General features: G+C 52.7%; 15 protein-coding genes. 1 reads left to right on the forward strand and 14 read right to left on the reverse strand.

Annotated features, from left to right (window positions below; all coding sequences use genetic code 11):
- Positions 1-21: 21 nt before the first annotated feature.
- The 7 genes from chbG to osmE all read right to left on the reverse strand — a co-directional run bounded on the left by chbG (position 22) and on the right by osmE (position 5,880).
- Complete coding sequence (gene chbG / locus ACOXYR_RS11540) at positions 22-777, reverse strand: chitin disaccharide deacetylase (RefSeq protein ID WP_108475642.1); 756 nt, start codon at positions 775-777, stop codon at positions 22-24.
- Between the two features lie 11 nt (positions 778-788).
- Complete coding sequence (locus ACOXYR_RS11545) at positions 789-2,135, reverse strand: 6-phospho-beta-glucosidase (RefSeq protein ID WP_407732668.1); 1,347 nt, start codon at positions 2,133-2,135, stop codon at positions 789-791.
- 111 nt (positions 2,136-2,246) lie between these two features.
- Positions 2,247-3,086 (reverse strand): transcriptional regulator ChbR, encoded by an 840-nt coding sequence (gene chbR / locus ACOXYR_RS11550; RefSeq protein ID WP_255415258.1) that lies wholly within the window; start codon positions 3,084-3,086, stop codon positions 2,247-2,249.
- Positions 3,087-3,098: 12 nt separating this feature from the next.
- Positions 3,099-3,446, reverse strand: coding sequence for a PTS N,N'-diacetylchitobiose transporter subunit IIA (gene chbA / locus ACOXYR_RS11555; RefSeq protein ID WP_015964750.1), 348 nt, complete (start codon positions 3,444-3,446; stop codon positions 3,099-3,101).
- 48 nt (positions 3,447-3,494) lie between these two features.
- On the reverse strand, positions 3,495-4,853 hold the full coding sequence (gene chbC, locus ACOXYR_RS11560; protein WP_108475645.1) for a PTS N,N'-diacetylchitobiose transporter subunit IIC: 1,359 nt from the start codon (positions 4,851-4,853) through the stop codon (positions 3,495-3,497).
- Between the two features lie 79 nt (positions 4,854-4,932).
- Positions 4,933-5,253 carry a PTS sugar transporter subunit IIB gene (locus ACOXYR_RS11565; RefSeq protein ID WP_108475646.1) on the reverse strand — a complete coding sequence of 107 codons (321 nt, stop codon included), beginning with the start codon at positions 5,251-5,253 and terminating at the stop codon, positions 4,933-4,935.
- Positions 5,254-5,538: 285 nt separating this feature from the next.
- Entirely contained in the window at positions 5,539-5,880 is a 342-nt protein-coding gene (gene osmE, locus ACOXYR_RS11570) for an osmotically-inducible lipoprotein OsmE (RefSeq protein WP_108475647.1), read from the reverse strand.
- Positions 5,881-6,113: 233 nt separating this feature from the next.
- On the opposite strand from osmE, the gene nadE reads away from it, so the two are divergent.
- Positions 6,114-6,941: an ammonia-dependent NAD(+) synthetase gene (gene nadE, locus ACOXYR_RS11575; protein ID WP_108475648.1), complete on the forward strand. Its 828-nt coding sequence runs from the start codon at positions 6,114-6,116 to the stop codon at positions 6,939-6,941.
- Positions 6,942-7,019: 78 nt separating this feature from the next.
- On the opposite strand, the gene spy is transcribed toward nadE, so the two are convergent.
- The 7 genes from spy to ACOXYR_RS11610 all read right to left on the reverse strand — a co-directional run bounded on the left by spy (position 7,020) and on the right by ACOXYR_RS11610 (position 14,447).
- On the reverse strand, positions 7,020-7,511 hold the full coding sequence (gene spy, locus ACOXYR_RS11580) for an ATP-independent periplasmic protein-refolding chaperone Spy (protein ID WP_189623261.1): 492 nt from the start codon (positions 7,509-7,511) through the stop codon (positions 7,020-7,022).
- 319 nt (positions 7,512-7,830) lie between these two features.
- A complete protein-coding gene (gene astE / locus ACOXYR_RS11585) occupies positions 7,831-8,802 on the reverse strand; it encodes a succinylglutamate desuccinylase (RefSeq protein ID WP_350435436.1) in 972 nt (323 codons plus the stop codon).
- A gap of 9 nt (positions 8,803-8,811) precedes the next feature.
- Positions 8,812-10,137, reverse strand: a complete 1,326-nt coding sequence (astB, locus tag ACOXYR_RS11590; protein ID WP_421355193.1) for an N-succinylarginine dihydrolase — start codon at positions 10,135-10,137, stop codon at positions 8,812-8,814.
- The gene (gene astD, locus ACOXYR_RS11595; protein WP_421355194.1) at positions 10,134-11,612 is read right to left on the reverse strand and encodes a succinylglutamate-semialdehyde dehydrogenase; all 1,479 of its coding nucleotides are present in this window, start codon (positions 11,610-11,612) and stop codon (positions 10,134-10,136) included. The genes astB and astD overlap by 4 nt, the downstream gene beginning before the upstream one ends.
- Entirely contained in the window at positions 11,609-12,643 is a 1,035-nt protein-coding gene (gene astA, locus ACOXYR_RS11600) for an arginine N-succinyltransferase (RefSeq protein ID WP_113858655.1), read from the reverse strand. Before astA ends, astD begins: the two co-directional genes overlap by 4 nt.
- Positions 12,640-13,860 carry a succinylornithine/acetylornithine transaminase gene (astC, locus tag ACOXYR_RS11605; protein WP_421355195.1) on the reverse strand — a complete coding sequence of 407 codons (1,221 nt, stop codon included), beginning with the start codon at positions 13,858-13,860 and terminating at the stop codon, positions 12,640-12,642. The genes astA and astC overlap by 4 nt, the downstream gene beginning before the upstream one ends.
- 434 nt (positions 13,861-14,294) lie before the next feature.
- The gene (locus ACOXYR_RS11610) at positions 14,295-14,447 is read right to left on the reverse strand and encodes a Hok/Gef family protein (protein WP_015964762.1); all 153 of its coding nucleotides are present in this window, start codon (positions 14,445-14,447) and stop codon (positions 14,295-14,297) included.
- Positions 14,448-14,550: the final 103 nt, after the last annotated feature.

Here is a 14,550-nt window from a genome sequence, read left to right on the forward strand (position 1 = left end):
ACATTCTCTCAACTCGCAGAATCAGACGTCGCGATAGGTGCCGAGACGATAACCGCGTTCCGCAATGGCATATTTCAGCGATGGCGAAGTGAGGACATCCAGCTCAGCCAGTCGTGGGTAGCAGTAAGCGCTGCCCATGATTGTCTTATCAACAAACGCCGGATGGCACATCACCTCAACGGAGGGTTCATCGCGTTGCACAGATTTATCCAGTACCTGCAGGAATAACGCTTCGGAAATTTCATCACCATAAAACTCACTGCTGAATCCGGCGCTACTGCGCACATCATCCGGCGCGCCCTCTGCCTGCGGAAGAGAACGGTCAATACGCAGCGCCACACCCTTCTCTAAAGCAAACTTCGCCACCAGCGGATAGATCTGCGGGATCATATGCACATGGTGATGGCTATCAATGTGCGTTGGCGCAGTATCGAAAATAGCGACGAAACGATCGAACTGACACGCCAGCTCATGCGCAATTTCGTCCAGCGGCAGCGTATCGTTTTCCGCCATTTGCCAGATCCATTTCCCCAGTTTGCCTTCACGGGTCAGCCCCGGCATCTCTGAGAGCGGTTCACCCAGCGTCAGAACAAAGTGCATCCCAACCGCCAGCTCCGGCGTACGGCGGCTCAGTTGCGCCGCATGTTCAATCTCCGCGCCGTTTACCAGCGCGGTGGTTGACGTCACGACACCATTTTTACAGGCGTCGATAATGCCGTAGTTCTGCCCTTTGCTCAGGCCGAAGTCATCTGCATTGACGATCAGCAGTCGTTCCATCGTACCTCCTGTCACTTTTTCAGTTTCTCCACTGTGGCAGCAAAGTTTGGCAACCACTCTTCGTGCGCGAGGATCATTTCACGCGCGAGGATCTCCGCGTCCTTGTCAGAGCCAATCAGCGGGCTTAAGTTCATCGCCAGCTCAACGTCATTAATGTCGCCACTCAGTGCCGCATGGCTTGCCTGAATTTCAAAAGCTTTAATGGTATGGATAAGCCCCAGCACTTTGTCATCGAAGTGCGTCAGGCGTGGGTGTGGTTTCGCCCCATCGCGGCCCAGAATCGCCGTCATTTCTACCGCCCAGTCCGCCGGGATGTTATCCACGTGGCCGTTATGGGGGAAGTTAACGTAGTGTTCAGCCTGTTTATCATTGTAGATAGCGTTGATCACTTCGCATGCGGCATCGGAGTAATACGCCCCACCGCGCTGCTCCAGCTCTTTCGGTTTGACGTTGAGGTCTGGATTCTTGTACAACTCGAACAGCTGCTTTTCAACCTTCTGCACCACCTGCGCACGTGCGCCGCCTTTGTAGTACTCGCCCATTTCAATCGCCAGCATCTCTTTGGTTTTGAAATAGTACAGCAGGTAAGAGCATGGAATCAGATTCAGAGAGCGAATCAACCCTTCGCTAAACGGCAGGTCGAAGATATTTTTCACCGAATTGGCCGTCAGGGTACCGGAAGCGACACCGTCAATCAGCTCAGCGAAACGCGATTTGCCATTCACCAGCACATCGCGGATAAACACCATGTGGTTCAGGCCAAAAAGATCGATGGAAAGATCGTCCTTTTCGGAAAGGTTCAGCACATCGGTGATAAACATTTTCATGCCAATCGGAATGTTGCATACACCGATAAAGCGTTTGAAATTGGTGTGACGATAGACGGCTTCGGTGACCATCCCGGCTGGGTTAGTGAAGTTAATCACCCACGCGTTCGGACACAGTTCCTGAACATCTTTAATGATGTCAAAAATTACCGGAATGGTACGCAGACCTTTGAACAGGCCACCTGCGCCGTTAGTTTCCTGGCCAAGGTAGCCGTGACTCAGCGGTATACGCTCATCTTTTTCACGCGCTTTCAACTGGCCGACGCGCAATTGGGTGGTCACGAAATCGGCATCACGCAGCGCTTCACGGCGGTCGAGTGTTTTGAAGACTTTCATCGGTACACCCGCTTTTTCCACCATACGCTCACACAGCGCGTGAATGATATCGAGCTTCTCTTTACCGCCTTCAACATCAACCAGCCACAATTCGCTTACCGGCAGTTCATGGTAACGTTTGAGAAAACCTTCCAGTAATTCTGGTGTATAGCTGCTGCCGCCGCCGATGGTTACAACTTTTAATTTCTGGCTCATACTTTCTCCCTCGTGATCCACCCGCTAAATGCAGTCAACCCTCCACATTCAGCGCGGATATTAAATTTGCTGTCGCATTACTACGGAAAATACCGTAGTGCGTGAATTATTTTACTTAATGACCGTCAGACGTTTGCGATAATTGCTCGGGGTAAACGAGGTCAGCTTTTTGAATGTTTTAATAAACAAACTGGGGCTGCTGTACCCGGATTCATACGCAATATCAGTAACGGAGTAGTTCGTAATTTCCAGTTGCTTCATGGCAAAGTTGATGCGGATATCATTAATAATCTGCATCGGTGTTTTGCCATAGTAGCGCTGAGTCGCTCGCGTTAAATACTCCTGAGACTTCCCGGAGAGCGAAACCATATTTTCCAGCGCACCTTCACCGAACTTCATTTTATCGTGCATGGCTTCGACCGTTGCTTTTAACCACTGCGGTATCACATCCTGAGCTTGATCTTCACGATGATGACGCAGACGGTTAATCACATAAAAAGCCACTAATTCAATAAATTCATCGAATTCAGTTTCGCGAAAATGTAGCGAAGCAATAACTGACTCGATATAGCTGAGAAAAGTACTTTTAACAGAGTAAACCTGCGACGCTACCAGGCAAAATGGCAACAGCGGCTGATAGTGCGTGGCGAAAAAGTCTTTGCTGATTCCGACGTTGAGGATGCGCGTCGCACCAAACTCGTAGAAGCTCTGGTGATGCGAACCCAACGGGATGAAGACAAAATCGCCGCGTTCCAGCAGGACGCGCTTGCCGTTAATCTCCTGATAGTAGCGGCCTGTGAGCACCAACGTGAACTCATAGTAATCATGCTGATGCAGGCCGCTTACGCTCTCCGTTTTATTGTAGATAAAGACATGAAAATTCCGGCCATCAAACAGTTGCTGTTCTCGTGCGGTATTAATTTCCATGGTCATCATCTTAGGCTGCCTCATAATACGGATAACCTATTGTACCTTCTCGTGAAGCTCGATCAATTCCGCGACCAGCTCGCGGGCCAACATTGAGGTCATAAGATGATCCTGAGCATGAACTAATACCAGGCTCACCTTCATTTTCCCCTCCCCCTCATCGCTTTCGATGAGTTGCGTCTGCACGCGGTGCGCTTCACTCAGTGCGATGCGAGATTGCTCCATCGTCGCTCTGGCGGTTTCAAAATCGCCTTGCTTAGCCTGCTTCAGTGCCGTATACGCCAGGCTTCGTGCCTGCCCGGAGTTGATAATCAGGCCCATCACCACTTCTTCGAGGTCATTTTCCTGCACAGGTTCTGCTGTGATATTGTCCAGATCAAACATACTTTTTCCTTTTAGTGGTGGCAGTAGCGTTTCCACTACCGCACGTCATCAGAATTTCAGTGCATTCGCGATGTCTTCTTCGCTCTCTTCTTCTTCAATGGCCGTCTGTGCTTTGTTGGCTACGATGACAAATGGCATGTAGATAAGCGTGGCGACAACCAGGTTGAAGAGCGCCAGCAGCAGAGCGGCGATACTCCCGTTGGTACTGAAGAAAGCGCCTAAGCCGGTCGGCATAGTCCACGGCGCCATATTGGTAATCGGCGGAATGATGCCCAGTGAGTACGCGATAATCATAATGGCGGCGAGAATAGGCTGAACCAGTACGAACGGAATCAGCATCACCGGGTTCATGATAATTGGCAGGCCAAACAGAATCGGCTCGTTAATCTGGAAGATGCCTGATGGCAGCGCCAGTTTGGCAACAGAACGGTAATCTGCGCGACGAGAAGCGATGAAGATAGCGATAATCAGGCCCAGAGTCGCACCACTACCGCCCAGGAAGACGTAGGAATCAAGCATCGGTTTCGCCCACACATGGAACGATTTACCGGCTTCCAGCGCCGCGGCAACAGAACCGTACTGCTGATAGGTTGCGATGTTTTCCAGCGCCCACGGGGTCATGATGCCGCTGTCCAGCGCGGTCAGCGCCAGGGAACCGTGGATACCGAAGAACCACAGCAGCGGAACAAAGATAACGTATGCCCAACCCACAATCGCACCCATTGAGGCCAGCGGTGTGGAGATGCCGTCCATGATTATCTGGTGGAAGTTCGTGCTCCAGTGCGTCAGCGCCCAGGAGATGATCCCCATGATAGAGAGGATAATAAAGCCAGGAATTACCGCCGAGAAGGAGCGGGATACGGATGCGGGAACGCTATCCGGCAGGCGAATAACCCAGTTTTTATGCACAATAAAGGTGAACATTTCCGCGACCACCAGGCCGATAATAATGCCGGAGATAATGTTCGCCCCGCCCAGCCAGTTCGCGCCTACTGCATAGGCTTCTCCGACGCTGTAAGGGGTGACTGTCATAAAGGCTGCAACGGATAACAGGCCTGCCGCCAGCGAATCAACTTTACGTTCTTCCGCAAGCGCCATACCGATAAAGAAAGGCGCCATTAGCGACATAATGCCCAACGTACCGTTGTAAACATTACCACCAATGGCCTTAAAGCTATTTAAGTTCTCAATGGTCGACGCGTCGAGGCGAATCCCCATTGAATAGAAAAAAGATCCCTCACCAAAGCTTAAAAAAACGTTGTTGATTAAGACAAACATCGCCCCCGCGAGGGTCAATGGCATTAGCTTAATAAAACCGTTTTTAATTGCGTTAACGTGAGGCTGTTTTCCTATTTTAATAGCAAAAGGAAGGAGTACCTTTTCAAGCGAACTGATCACTTTACTCATAGAAAAATACCCTTAAAGGCCGCAGCGAATACCGCGGCGTTAAATGTGAAATAACTCTTTGACGGGAAAAATAAAAAAATTACTGTGCAGCAGCTTTTTTAATTGCAGCAACGGCTGCTTTAAGAACACCTAAACCATCGACTTTACCGTAGAGTGCTGAATCAATAACCTCTACTGGTTTATTAGGCAGCAATTTTTGAATATCTGCCTTCATGTACGCAATTTGTGGCCCCAGTAATACAACATCGGCCTGTGGGCCTTTTTCTGCGGCAAAGCTTTCTGAGAATGCTTCAATAATGACTGGTACTTCATATTTCTCCGCCTGCGCACGCATTTTGGAGACCAGTAATGAAGTCGACATCCCTGCAGAGCAAAAAAGATAGATATGTTTCTTTTCCATTCACGCTTCCTCAACTTATCGAATCTGCCATCATCGGGCTTCGTTCCTTCCGCCCATGAACCCATTTCAACATCAGATGTTTCACTTTTGTTTATGTGTTGAGTATACGGTATCTCTCCAGGCCAGGATAATTCCTCCTCAGCCAAAATTGTCTCTCATTGACCTCGCCTTATGATTCCCTTCACATTTTAGTCAAAATAATTCGCGCAATTAAATAAGCATCAGAAACCACAAAAAAGCCCGACGAATTCGTCGGGCTTACGTAGTGCTCAGGAAAATGAACGATTACTGTTTAGGTGCCTGTGGGTCAGTATCATACTCAGCACAGGTCTGGTAGCCAGAGTTCATTACATGACCGGTATCGTCGAGGGCTACGAAGTAAGTCTCAGTTTTACCATCACGTTGACCCAAAATGTAGGTCTGGCAGGTACCGCGCGCATGAATCATGCTCACTTCAGAAGACGGCTTACCTGCAATCTGCGCAACCTGGCTGCGCGACATACCTTTCTTAACATCTTTTACTACTGGCTGAGTGAACTGATCTTTCGTGCGATCGTAAGTCGTACACCCGGCCAACATGGTCAGAGCGGCTGCTGCACCCAGAAATCCTGTAACGTACTTGTTCATAAAACATCCTCTTTGTTGTTTTGTGTAGTTTAAGCCTGGAATAAAGGATCTTATTTTTCAACCTTACACTGCAAATCGGATGGTTTTAAGAACATTCTGCTGACAAAAAAGTAAGTCGCTGAATTGCGCTAATTTACGTCACTCAGCGCGCCACGCCTTGTCGTTTCAGCCTCAAAGAGGTAGCTTTAAGGTCTTGTTCTGATGGGTATCGGCAACATCTTTTGGAGGGGTAAATGAGTTTACAGCAGGAAATCATCCAGGCGCTTGGCGTAAAACCACAGATTGATGTGCAACAGGAGATCCGCCGTAGCGTTGATTTCCTGAAAACGTATCTGCAAACCTATCCGTTTATTAAATCACTGGTATTAGGCATCAGCGGCGGCCAGGACTCCACTCTCGCCGGTAAACTGTGCCAGCAGGCTATCAGTGAACTGCGTAAAGAAAGCGGCGATGACGCACTGCAATTTATCGCCGTGCGTTTGCCGTTCGGCGTACAGGCCGACGAGCAGGATTGTCAGGACGCTATCGCCTTTATCCAGCCGGATCGCGTTCTGACCGTCAATATTAAGGGGGCAGTGCTCGCCAGCGAAGAGGCCCTGCGCGAAGCGGGTATTGAACTGAGCGATTTCGTTCGCGGCAACGAAAAAGCCCGTGAACGCATGAAAGCGCAGTACAGCATCGCCGGAATGACCAACGGTGTGGTGGTCGGCACCGACCACGCGGCAGAAGCGGTGACCGGCTTCTTTACTAAATATGGTGACGGCGGTACCGACATAAACCCGCTTTTCCGTCTGAATAAGCGTCAGGGAAAACAGCTACTGGCTGCGTTGGGCTGCCCGGAGCATCTCTATCTGAAAGCGCCAACTGCAGATCTGGAAGACGATCGCCCTTCCCTGCCTGACGAAGTCGCGCTGGGTGTCACCTATGAAAATATCGACGACTACCTGGAAGGTAAAACTGTCGCACCTGAACTGGCGAAGATTATCGAAGGCTGGTATGTGAAGACAGAACACAAGCGTCGCCCACCGATTACGGTGTTTGACGATTTCTGGAAACGCTAAAAGAAAAACCGCCGGGCCTGCCCACAGCCTCTAAGCGGCGTATGAGCAGGTCCGGCGGTCTTAAGTCAGTGCGCTGAGTTATTCAGCAGGTACCGGCATTTTACCTTCCGGCGCGTGACGTTCTGTCAGACGCTTCTCAAAATTAGCATTAAACTGTTTTTTCTGTTCCGGCGTTAAAATGTTGTAAATCTTGTTCTGGGTTTCCATGTGAGACAGCATCATCTCTTTACGCTGGGTATCCATTTTGTCGATTTGCGCCTGCGCTTTCGCTTTGTCGAAGCTGTCGCTGGCGATCAGGTCGTGCATCGCGCGGCGATTGTCCTGCATTTTGTCATGTTCCGCTTTCTTGATGTCGCGGATCTGCTGTTTCTGCGCATCGGTCAGGTTCAGTCCCTGGAACATCATCATTTCGTGATGACGCGGGCCAGGTTTGCCTTTGTGGTGATGCATCATGGTTTTGCCATCCGGCTGTGCAGCGGGAGCAGTAGAGGTATCGGCCGCGTGAGCCAGGTTAGCCGCGCCCAGAGCCAGAGTAGAGGCAACAAACAGTGCAGTCATCTTTTTCATCATTAATTCCTTACTTTGAAGTTCTTATTTACGGCGCGTTGCCGTGTTGACGAGATTAACTTTACGGGGTTTATCGTCAATTAATCAGAGCGTGCGTAAAACAATGAAAGTGTAAAAAACAATTTTACGCCAATTGTGAAGGAATTAAGGAAAAATGATGGAGAGTTGCAACAATAATAAACAAGCAACTGATTACGAAGGGAATATGAAGAAGTATAAAATAGCACTGACGATAAATAAAGCAGTTTGATAGGAATAATCTGTATCAGAAATAAAAACGAAGAAATAATGCCGCTACGTTATTGTAGCGGCGCCGGAATAATTAACCGCAGCGCTCCAGCATCAGCCCCGCCCGCAACCCTAACGCCACATCAGGATTTGGAAACAGTACGTACTCACAGGGCCTCTCCACCACGTAGCGCGTGTCGCCATCTTCCGCAAGCAGTGTCCCCCGCGCAAACGGGGTAAAGTTAAGCGTCTGCCCCGACATATGGAGGTGGAACGCCTCGCTGCGCCGGGTAATTTGTTGCACAACGCGATAGCGAAGCGGTGTATCGGATGAACCCCCGCCCCACTCGCCCGCCAGCAGATATCCCAGTTGCTGTTGCGTGAGAGCAAAACGGGAGAGATCGTTGTGACCAAACGGTAGCGCCTTCCCAAGCTCCAGCGTACAGGCAAGCGCCGAAAAGCGTTCACAACTGTAATGTGTGAAGGTTCCGCCAGGCGTTTGATGGAACACCAGCGCCTGCAAGCCTGCGCGCCCGAGCCAGTTCAGGAAATTGTCATCCCATGGCGCGTCGCGCGCAGGCAACACGCCGAAACGCAAATGATGCGAGCCGCGAATCGCCGTATGCAGATCAAGATGCCAGCGCACGCTGTCGGCGGGATGGGTGTTGTAAAACGCCGTCATCGCCTGCTCAAGTTCCGCCACTCTGGCCGTTTCATCGGAAGATGGAAACTGCTGCCAGCGCTCACCAAACATGCGGTTCATATCACTATGCAGGTAACGTCGATTATTACGCAGCGCGGGCGGGTTCCCCAGAATCACCAGTAGCCGCCAGCGCAGAACAATATTTCCGGCCAGCAACCCGGCAAGCAATGCATCAACCATTTCTACCGGCGCGGTTTCGTTACCGTGGATGCCTGCTGAAATCACCAGCGCGCGTCGACACGGTTGGTAAGGTGTCAGCTCAAGCATTCCCGCCCCACGCCAGCGCCAGTAAAATGATGGCCCCTCTCCCTGTACGCTCTCTGGCTGCGTGCCCGCAAGCGTTAGCGGTAAAAAATGCTGCATGGCGTCTCCTTATTGCTGGAAGTCATAGACCGATCCCAGTTGCAGAATTTGCGTCAACCGATCCAGTGCTTCGCGCCCTTCCCGTAAAAGCTGCGGGTCAGCGAGGTCGACCTGGGTCAGGCGATCGCGATAATAGCGGTCAACCCAGTTATTGAGCGTGGCAAACAGGGTGTCATTCATCAACACCGCCGGATTCACCGCGTGATACTCCTCCTCCGTCAGCACCACGCGCAGGCGTAAACACGCCGGGCCGCCGCCGTTAGCCATGCTTTCTCGTAAATCAAAAACCTTCAGCTCGCTAATCGGGTTATCCTGCTCCAGTAATTCGTTCAGATAGCGCCGGACGCGCGGATTCGTCTCGCATTCCGCCGGTAGCACTAACAGCATACTGCCATCCGGTTTCGACAATAACTGACTGTTAAACAGATAAGTGGCGACCGCATCGGCGACCGTCACGCGCGATGTCGGCACTTCAATGGGCGTAAAACCGGGTACGCGGCGCGCCAGTTCTGTCATTAACGCAGACTGGTTAATGAACGCTTGCTCGTGGCACAACAGCACCTGACGGTTGCTCACGGCGATAACATCATTGTGAAAAACGCCCTGATCGATAACCGCCGGGTTTTGCTGCGCGAACAGCACCTGGTTGGGGTTGACCTGATTCAGACGCGCCACGGCTTCGCTGGCCGCGAGGGTCTGACGCGCTGGATACCGCTGTGGCTGCGTTTCCTGGCACGCATCGCGCCCATAGACAAATAGCTGTAGACCCAGTTGGCCGTAGTCGCTACCCAAACGGTTGTGGTTTGCCGCGCCCTCATCGCCGAACATCGCCACCTGAGGAAGTGCCCGATGTACAACGAAACGGTTTTCATCCATGAAGATCGCACGCAGCAGCGCTTCTGTGGTGGGCGCTTCCGTCGCGCGATGAAATTTATTGTTCAGGTTGGCCACGGTAAGGTGCACGCGTCCATCCAACGTATCCGCTGAAGGTGCCACCGTCGCCGCATTCGCGACCCACATGGATGACGCGGAACTGGCCGCACTTAACAGTTGTGGCGCCTGCGCGGCAACTTTCGCCACCACCTGCTCATCGCTGCCGTCGAACCCCAGTTGGCGTAACACGCTGACGTTGGGGCGCGCCTGCGGAGGAATGATCCCCTGCTTAAATCCCGCATCCGCCAGCGCTTTCATTTTCAGCAGCCCCTGTTTCGCTGCGCGCTGCGGGTTCGAGATCTGAAACTGATTGCGCGTCGAGGCTTCATTGCCAAAAGATAAACCGGCGTAATGGTGCGTCAGGCCCGGCAGGCCATCAAAATTGACCTCCCAGGCATTCATGATGCGCTCTCCTGGCTGAAATCAAGCCCAGGGTTCAGGTTTTGCGGCAACGCGATAGTCGGCGATTCCAGGCTTGCCATTGGCCAGGCGCAGTAATCTGCAGCGTACCATGCACCCGGCCGATGATTACCCGAGGCTCCCGCGCCACCAAATGGCGCGGTGCTTGCGGCACCGGTGAGCGGTTTATTCCAGTTCACAATTCCCGCACGCGCCTCCAGCAGCAGGCGGTCGAATTTTTCCCGGTCGGGCGAGATTAATCCACTTGCCAGCCCATAACGGGTGTGGTTGGCAAGGGCTATCGCTTCGTCGAAATTGTCATAGCGCCACACGCACAATAACGGGCCAAAAACCTCTTCATCGGGCACTGCACTCACCTCCGTAAGGTCAACAATGCCTGGCGTGAGCAACGACGTGCCGCTTTGCAATAAACGCGGCTCCAGCAACGTGACGCCACCGTTGGCGACATGCTGCAACCACGCCTGATGCACCATTTGTGCCGCCTGCGGCGAAATTAAGCCGCCCATAAAGGGCTGGGGCTCAGCATCCCATGCACCGGGAATAATACGTTGTGCTACAGTCACCAGCCGGCGTAAAAACGCATCACCACGGTCGCCGCGACTCACCAGCAGGCGTCGCGCACAGGTACAACGCTGCCCGGCGGTAATAAAGGCCGACTGGATCGTCAGATGTACCGCCGCATCAATATCCTCCGGCTCATCAACAATCAGTGGGTTATTGCCGCCCATTTCAAGGGCAAGAATTTTCTGCGGCTGCCCCGCCAGCTGGCGATGCAGGTGAAAACCGGTGTGGGAGCTGCCGGTAAAAAGCAGCCCATCAATACCCGGATCGCTGCTTAAGGCTTCTCCGGTTTCTCGTCCACCCTGCACAAGATTCAGCACGCCTGCAGGCAGCCCGGCTTCCTGCCATAATTTCATCACCACTTCACCACTCAGCGGCGTCTGCTCGCTGGGTTTAAAAACCACTGTATTCCCCGCCAGCAGCGCCGGGACGATATGCCCGTTCGGTAAATGCCCGGGAAAGTTATAGGGGCCGAATACCGCCAGCACGCCGTGCGGGCGATGACGCAGCGTCGCCGCGCCGTCCGGCATATCCGTATGTTGCTCGCCGGTGCGGCTGTGGTACGCCCGAACGGAGATAGCGATTTTATTGATCATCGCCGCCACTTCTGTGGCCGCTTCCCATCGCGGCTTGCCCGTTTCGCTGGCGATAACCTCGGTGAGCGACGCTTTACGGCTTTCAAGCAACTGAGCAAAGGTTTCGGCAATACGTTGACGTAATTCAAACGGTTCACGCGCCCAGCCAGGAAACGCAGCACGCGCGGCGGCGACCGCCTGCGCAACCTGAGCGGGATCGGCATCCCGCCCCTGCCATAGCGTCTGCTGGGTGACCGGGTTGGTTTTCTCCCGCGTCTGGCCGAGACCGTTAAGCCATTCACCACCAATCCATAAACTCATATTTTTTTCTCCTCCGGGCAAAGGCGCACCAGGCGAACGTTATCACCAGCGTGACATTTCAGGGCATCAAGCTGTTGTGCGTTGAGTAACAGCTTGTCGCAATGGGGATCCGCCGCCACCAGCATGGCGCGGAAATGTTGGTACTGTTCGTTGGCAACCAGACAAACGGGCCGTTCGCCTGGGGCTGGCTGACCTTCCGCCACCGTCACCAGACGACTTTTGCGAATCGCCCGGATACGGTCGAGATCGCACTCAAGCGTCGGGCCGCCATCGAAGATATCGACGTAGTCGCGGTAGCGAAAACCCTCTTTTTCCAGAACCTTACGTGCAGGCGCGGTCTGCGGATGGACCTGGCCGATCACCGCTCGCGCCTCGTCGGACAAAAAATCGGTATAGATAGGATGCTTCGGCATCAATTCAGCAATAAACGCCTTCTGTCCCGTGCCGCACAGATAATCCGCTCGAGAGAAATCCATGGAGAAAAAGCGTTTTCCCAACGCATCCCAAAAGGGCGAGTAGCCGTGTTCATCAATCACACCGCGCATCTCAGCGACCACTTTTTCGCTGAAACGATCGCGGAAGGCGGCCATAAACAGAAACCGCGCTTTCGATAACAGGTAACCGTTATTCTCTTTACGCCACTCCGGTTCAAGGAACAGCGAGCAAAGCTCACTACTGCCAGTGTGATCGTTACTTAAAAAGAGGGTTGGCAACGCGTTGTAGACATTCAGCTCCTTCGAGGCGTGCACCAGCGTACCGACCCGGTAGTTGTACCAGGGATCGTTCAATCCCACCGCCACCTCGATGGCGCAAATGCCCACGATGTTGCCGCTATCGCTCTCTTCAAGCACAAAAACGTAACCCTGCTCACTGCGCGGAAGCTCACCCCGCCAGGTGGCCAATGACCGATTGATGCGCGCCGACAGAGTAGATTCATCGGCGGGAAGAGAGGTCAGCCCCCCGCCCGTCTCTCCCGCTAATCGTAACAGGCCAGGCAGGTCATCGCGTTCGATTGGACGGATAATCATCATGGCGAAACTCCTGCCAGAAAACGTTCACAGGCCCGTTCAAAACGGTCAAGTCCGTGGGTCACCTCTTCTTCTGTGATAATCAGCGCGGGCGCAAAGCGCACGACGTTAGCCCCCGCGATCAGCACCATCAGCCCCTCTTCCGCAGCCAGCTGACTGATCTGTTTCGCTTTCCCCGCATACGCCGCTTTCAGCTCACAGCCGATCAACAGCCCCAGGCCCCGAATCTCGTTAAACAGGCTGTAGCGCGCGTTTATCGACAATAAGCGCTCGTTAAACCACTGCTGACGCTGCTTCACGCCGTTGAGTACCTGCGGAGTATTAATGATGGAAAAGACCGCGCCCGCTACCGCGCTGGCTAAAGGGTTACCGCCGTAGGTCGTCCCGTGGGTTCCCACGGTCATCACGCTGGCGTAGGTTTCTTTTGCCAACAATGCGCCCACCGGGAAACCGCCACCCAGCGCTTTCGCGGTAGTCAGCAGATCGGGCGTCACGCCGTAGTGCATATACGCGTACAGTTCGCCCGTGCGGCCCACGCCGGTTTGCACCTCATCAAAAATCAGCAACGCGTCGTGGCGATCACACAGTTCGCGCAGGCTGCGTAAAAACGCCGGATCGGCAGGTACCACGCCGCCTTCCCCCTGCATCGGTTCGACGATCACCGCGCAGGTGCCGTCATCAATAAGTGCGCTGGCGGACGCCAGATCGTTATACCCGGCGTGACGAATGTCCGGCGGCAGCGGCGCGAAATCCTGTGAATAGGCAGGCTGCCCGCCCGCCGAGACGGTGAAAAGCGTGCGGCCATGGAAGGCATTTTTGAACGCGACAATGCCACTTTTATGACTGCCAAACTTATCATGCGCATATTTGCGCGCCAGCTTCAGCGCGGCTTCGTTAGCCTCCGCCCCCGAGTTACAGAAAAATACCCGGTCGGCAAACGTGGCATCAATCAGCTGTTTCGCCAGACGCAGCGCAGGTTCATTGGTGTAGCCATTACCCGTATGCCAGAACTTAGTTGCCTGTTCAGTGAGCGCCTGAATCATCGCCGGATGCGCATGCCCCAATGCATTAACCGCAATCCCCCCCGCAAAGTCGATATACTCCTTCCCTTGCTGATCCCACAGGCGTGATCCCTCGCCACGCACTGGAATAAACGGTGCCGGCGCGTAAACCGGCATCATCCACTGATCGAAATCCTGACGGGTAATTGACTGAGCCATAGCGACCTCTTCTGGTAAATGAAAGGTTTCATTTATGTTAATGAATATAGGTGTTTGCGCTGTAAATGTAGATTGCACGGTTTGTGCCAGCCAGCGGCAAAAATGCATAACCTGAAGAGGGTTCTGTAATATCAATAAGTTAAAGGCAGCCACTATTCACTATTTTTGCATAAATAGTGAATAAAACACATTCAATCGATGATTCCAGAGATATCATTCGAACGATTATGCATTAATAAAATATAATTCTGGAATTGTGATCCATTACGAAATTTATCGTACTTTTATGCGCTATTTGGGGGCCAGACGCGTCATTGTGGTGCAGATTTTGCTCTATTACGCTGCGGAGCATGGGCTGATATGAAGAAAAATTGGGTGCATTGAATGCTAAACCCAGCCATCCGAAACGCGGGGAGTGCTCCCCGCGCGTCAGGCTACTTCTTCGGTTCGTAAGCGAGAATGGCCTTAAACTCCATACCACGCTCCCGAATACTCAACTCACATAACGAGTCTCGTACCATCAGCGTGAATCCGAGTGCCGTTATGCATAGCACTATGATTGCCACAAGGGCGTATTTCGTCAGCATGTCTTGCCTCCATGCAAAGAAGAGACTAACATCCGAATTGTTGGGTTCGGAAGCTAGCCTCAGGTTGATTTTAAACATCTTCCTGGGGCTTTCGTCCTTCTGA

Origin of the sequence: Pseudocitrobacter faecalis, assembly GCF_965231525.1 — a bacterium.
Classification (GTDB): Bacteria; Pseudomonadota; Gammaproteobacteria; order Enterobacterales; family Enterobacteriaceae; genus Pseudocitrobacter; species Pseudocitrobacter faecalis.